Raw genomic sequence first — 421 nt, forward strand, 5'->3', positions numbered from 1 at the left:
CCGCGCCGTGACCAGAGCACACGCGTCAGGCAACGAGAGCACCCCGGCCACATGAGCAGCCGCGATCTCCCCCACCGAATGACCCACCAGAACATCCGGAGTCACCCCGAACGAAGCCAGCAGCCGGTACAGGGCCACCTCGAAGGCGAACAACGCAGGCTGCGTCACCCCCGTCTCGGCCAGCACCTCCTCCGGACCGGAGAACATCACCTCACGCACCGACCCCGGCAGCAGCGCGCAGATCTCCTCCAGCGTCTCGGCGAACACCGGGAAGGCGGCGGCCAGCTCACGGCCCATCCCCACCCGCTGGCTCCCCTGACCGGCGAACAACATCGCCAGCCGACCACCACCGGCCACCACACCCGACGTCGTACCCTCGGCCAGGGCACGCAGGCCCGCCACCAGCTCCTCCCGATCCGCG

At 70.3% G+C, this 421-nt stretch carries 1 protein-coding gene; it reads right to left on the reverse strand.

Annotated features, from left to right (window positions below):
• Window positions 1-402 (reverse strand): acyltransferase domain-containing protein (locus tag ACSC1Q_RS43150; RefSeq protein ID WP_436764537.1); only part of this gene is annotated, 402 nt, incomplete at its 3' end.
• Window positions 403-421 lie beyond the last annotated feature (19 nt).

This window comes from Streptosporangium heterodermiicola (assembly GCF_051390675.1).
In the GTDB taxonomy this organism is placed as follows: domain Bacteria; phylum Actinomycetota; class Actinomycetes; order Streptosporangiales; family Streptosporangiaceae; genus Streptosporangium.